Annotated in this window: 1 protein-coding gene; it reads right to left on the reverse strand. The window is 71.7% G+C overall.

Going from position 1 to position 4,467, the window contains the following annotated elements:
- On the reverse strand, positions 1-4,467 hold a 4,467-nt coding region (locus RJ03_RS22595), incomplete at both ends, for a condensation domain-containing protein (protein WP_036505600.1).

Consider the following 4,467-nt stretch of genomic DNA (forward strand, 5'->3'; position numbering starts at 1 on the left):
CGCGACCGCCCACGACCACCGCCGGACCGTCCGGATCGGCGGCGACCGCGGCCGCCATCAGGTCGGGCAGCGTCACGGGCGCACGCACCGGCACGTCGGTATCCGCGACGAGATCGCCGGTCTCGGGTGCCCCGGGCATCTCCGGGCCGTCGAGCGCGATGTCGGCGTCGTGCGCCACCGCCGCCAGAATCCGGACCAGTTGCTCAGCGGCCTGCGTGACCGACTCGCGGTCGAACAGGTCGGTGGCATAGGTGAATTCACCGCGGATCCCGGCCGCGCCGCCGGCGGCCGTGCGATGTTCGCGCAGACTCAGGCGCAGATCGAACCGCTCGCTGCCGGTGACCGGTTCCGCCACCACCGAACTCAGGTCCGGTACGTCGAAACCGCACGCCACCGGTTCGCCGAACGAGAACGCCACCTGCGTCAGCGGATGCCACGCTTCGCCGCGCTGCGGAGCCAGCGCATCCACCAGGCGTTCGAAGGGGACGCCGGCGTTGGCGACAGCCCGCAGCCGGGTGTCACGGACCTCGGTCAGCAACTGCGCGAAGGTGCGATTCGGCATGACCCGGCTGCGCAGCACCAGGATGTCGGCGAACGGGCCGACCACATCGGCGAGGCCGGGTTCGCCACGGCCGGTGACCGGGATTCCGATCGTGACGTCGTCGGTACCGGACATCCGGGCCAGCACCACCGCGAGCGCCGCGTGCACCACCGTGGACACGGTCGAGCTGTACGCCGGCGCCAGCGCGGTGAGGGCGGCGTGCACCCGCGGGTCGACGGTGATGTCGACCGTGCCGACGTCGAAACTCCGCTGCGTCGGGCGACCGGCGGGCCAGCGCGGTTCGTCCGCGAGATCGGCGAGTTCCGTTGTCCAGTAACGCAATCGGCCGGAGATCGGGGAGTCCGGATCGTCCTCGGAACCCGATACCGCGAGCTGCCACTGCGCGTAATCGGCGTAGCGCACGGGTAGCGGTGCCCACGCCGGCGCTCGGCCCGCGCGCCGGGATGTGTACGCGGTCGCGAGGTCCCGGATCAGCAACCTCATCGAGAGATCGTCCACGGCGATCCGGTGGGCGGCGATCATCAGCACAGATTCGGTACCGGACAGCTGCTGGAGACGTACACGGAACGGAAGGTCGACGGTGACGTCGACACCGCCGCCGAATTCGCCTCTCCCCCGGTCCGCGCCGGCCTGCACGACCTCGAGATCCGGCGTCGCCTCGGCCACCGGCAGCACCCGTTGAATCGGGACGCCCGTTCCGGCCTCGACCTCGGGATAGACCGTGCGCAGTATGTCGTGCCGCGTCACCAGGTCCGCCAGCGCCTGCCGCAACACCGCCACATCCAGCGCGCCCGACACCCGGATCTCGCACGAGATGATGTAATCCGTTGCGGTGGTGTCGAACTGGTCGAGCAGCCAGAACCGATGCTGGGCGTAGGACAGCGGCAGCGGTTGCCGCCGCGGCGCCGTGCTCAGCGCCGGTCGTGTGCCGCGCTCCAGCCACGCGGCCAGCGCCCCCACCGTCGCGGCCTCGTACAGGGCTCGCACCGGTACGGCGAATCCCAGTGCGCCGCTGATGTTCTCGGCCGCCCGAACCGCCTGCACGGAGTTGCCGCCGCGCGCGAAGAAGTCGTCGTCGATGCCGATCCGGTCGACGCCGAGCACCTCGGCGAAGGCACCGGCCACGACTCCCTGCACCGGGGTGACGGGCGCCCGGAAACCGGTGGACGGGGATTCCGGCTCCGGCAGCGCGTCTCGATCGAGCTTCCCGTTCGCGGTCAGCGGCAGCGAGTCGAGCACCACGAATGCGGCGGGGATCAGACGATCCGGCAACGCCGCGCGCAACGCCGATCTCACCTGCGCCAGATCGAGTTCCCGATCGGCGGAGACGAGATAGGCGACCAGTCGATCACCGGTGCGCGGATCGGATTTCGCCACCACCGCCGCCTGCGCGAGCTGCGGCAACCGCAGCAGCACGGCCTCGATCTCGCCCGGTTGGACGCGGAAACCCCCGACCAGCGCCTGATGATCGGTGCGGCCGCGATAGTCGAGATCGCCGGCCGCGGTCCACGCGACCAGATCGCCGGTGCGATACATCCGCCCACCGCCGCCGAACGGGTCGGCCACGAAGCGTTGCGCCGTCCGGGCCGGACCCGCGACATAGCCGCGGGCGAGGTCCGGCCCCGCCAGATACAGCTCGCCGGAGACACCGACCGGAACCGGATGCAGCCGTGAATCCAGCACGTACATATGGCTGTTGCGGGACGCCGCACCGGCCTCGTGCGCCGCGTCGGGACGACGGTCGACGATCGAGATCCCGCCCTCGGCGTAGGCGCACAGGTGGTGGAGCTCCACCGGATGCGAGACGTCCGGACGTTGCGGCGGCGTACCGGGCACATCACCGAGGACGATCACGCGCCGGAGCGAACTCGGACTCACCTCCGCGTCGTCGCCGGGCGCCGCATCGTCCAGCGGTGCCGCGGACGCGGTGTGCAGCGTGGTCACCCGCTCGCGCTCGATCAGCTCGGACAGCGAACCGTCGGTGGCGTCCGGTGCGGCGAGTACCAGCCGACCGGCCGCCGTGACCGCGGTCCAGAACTCCCAGGCCGCCGACTCGAGGGGCGAGGTGGTCGCCGGGAGCACCGCATCGTCGGGTCCGAGCTCGAATCGTGTTCGGTACCGGACCAGTTGGCGCGCGGCGGCGCGGTGCGCAACGGTGAGGCCCCGGAGCCGACCGTCCGGCCCCGGACCGACGATTACGAAGGCCGGATGCTGCGGGAGCAGCGGCGCGAGCCGATCGTCTTCGCCGACCGGCCGCGGCGAGATTCCGGACAAGTCCAGTTCGTCGATGCGTACGACGTCCTCGCGGGCCACACCCCGGCCCGCCTCGGTGAACGCCGGCATGGATTGGGAGCGGCCGCGCCAATCACGGGCCACCACCGCGGGTTCGGCGGGCGCGCCGGGCCCGGGCGGCACCGGCAGGTCCGTCGCGGACAGCACGACGACCGGCTCGGCGGCCGCGAGGAGGCGGCCGATCCTCTCGACGGGATGAGCGGGGTCCACCGGCACAGCGGCACCACCGGCGACCGAGACCGCGAACGTCGCGATCATGAGGTCCACACCGCGCGGCATCACCAGCGCCACCCGCGACTCGGGGCCCACGCCCAGCGAGATCAGATGTCGCGCAAGGCGATTGACCCGAGCGTCGAGTTCCGCGTAGCTCAGTCGCACCGGGGCCTGATCGGGCTCTCCGGCATCGGCCGAGTCGGCCACCAGCGCCACCGCATCCGGCGGTGCGGTGGCGACGGCGGCCGCCAGCAGGGCCGGCAGGGTGGTGGCGTCCGGATCCGGTTCGCCGGGCGCGCCAGGGTCCGGCAGGCTCCGCTCGGCGGGTGTGAGGATGTTCAGGTCACCGACCGGCGTCGTGGGGTCGGCCGCCACCTCCGCGAGCAGCAGAGTCAACCGCTCGGCGATCGTGGTCGCGGTGGCGGCCTCGAACAGGTCGGTCGCATAGGTGAGAGCGCCGCCGATTCCCGTGGGGTTTCTGTCCTCGCCGTAGGTGTCGGCCACGCTCAGATGCAGATCGAGAGGTGTGGCGGCGGTATCGGCGTCGACCTCGGTCACGCTCAGACCGGGCAGGTCCCGTTCCGGCAGTGCCGATTCGGCAGCCCGGTCGCGCAGCGACAGGCCCACCTGGAACAGCGGATGATGCGCCGTCGACCGGGGCGCGGCCAGCGCCTCGATCAGGATCGCGAACGGCAGTTCGGTGTGCGCGTGGATCTGCGCGTCGCCGTCGCGCCGGCGCGTCAGCAGCTCGGTGAACGGTTCCCGGGCATCGACGTGGGTGCGGACCACCACGGTATCGGTGAACACGCCGATCAGATCGTCGAGTTCGGTCTCCGTGCGGCGCTCGACAAGAGTACCGACAGCGATGTCGGTGCTGTCCGACAGCCGGGCGAGCAGCACGGCGAAGGCCGCATGGACGACGGTGGCCAGTGTCGCGCGGTGAGCGCGTGCCACCTCGAGCAGACCGGCGTGCACCTGCGGCGCGATCCACACGTCGACGCGGGCGCCGGCTCGCGTCGCCAGCGGCGGACGCGGACGGTCCGTGGGCAACGCCAGAACCTCGGGCAGCCCGCGCAGTTCGCGCTGCCAGTACGACAATTCGCGGTGGGCAACCGAACCCGGCTGCGACGCCGATCCGAGTACGCCTTCGCGCCAGAGCACATAGTCCGCGTACTGCACCGGCAGCGGCGCCCACTCGGGCGCGGCGCCGCGAGTACGGGCGGCGTAGGCGGCCAGCACATCGCGGACCAGCGGACGCGTCGAGGACACATCGGCGGCGATGTGGTGGACCACCACGATGAGGACGTACTCCCGGCGCGCTCCGGGGGCGAGATCGGCGATCTCGAGCAACCGGACCCGCAGGGGGATCTCGGTCGCGAGGTCGAACGGCGTTGCCGCCG

Origin of the sequence: Nocardia aobensis NBRC 100429, assembly GCF_000308375.1 — a bacterium.
In the GTDB taxonomy this organism is placed as follows: Bacteria; Actinomycetota; Actinomycetes; order Mycobacteriales; family Mycobacteriaceae; genus Nocardia; species Nocardia aobensis.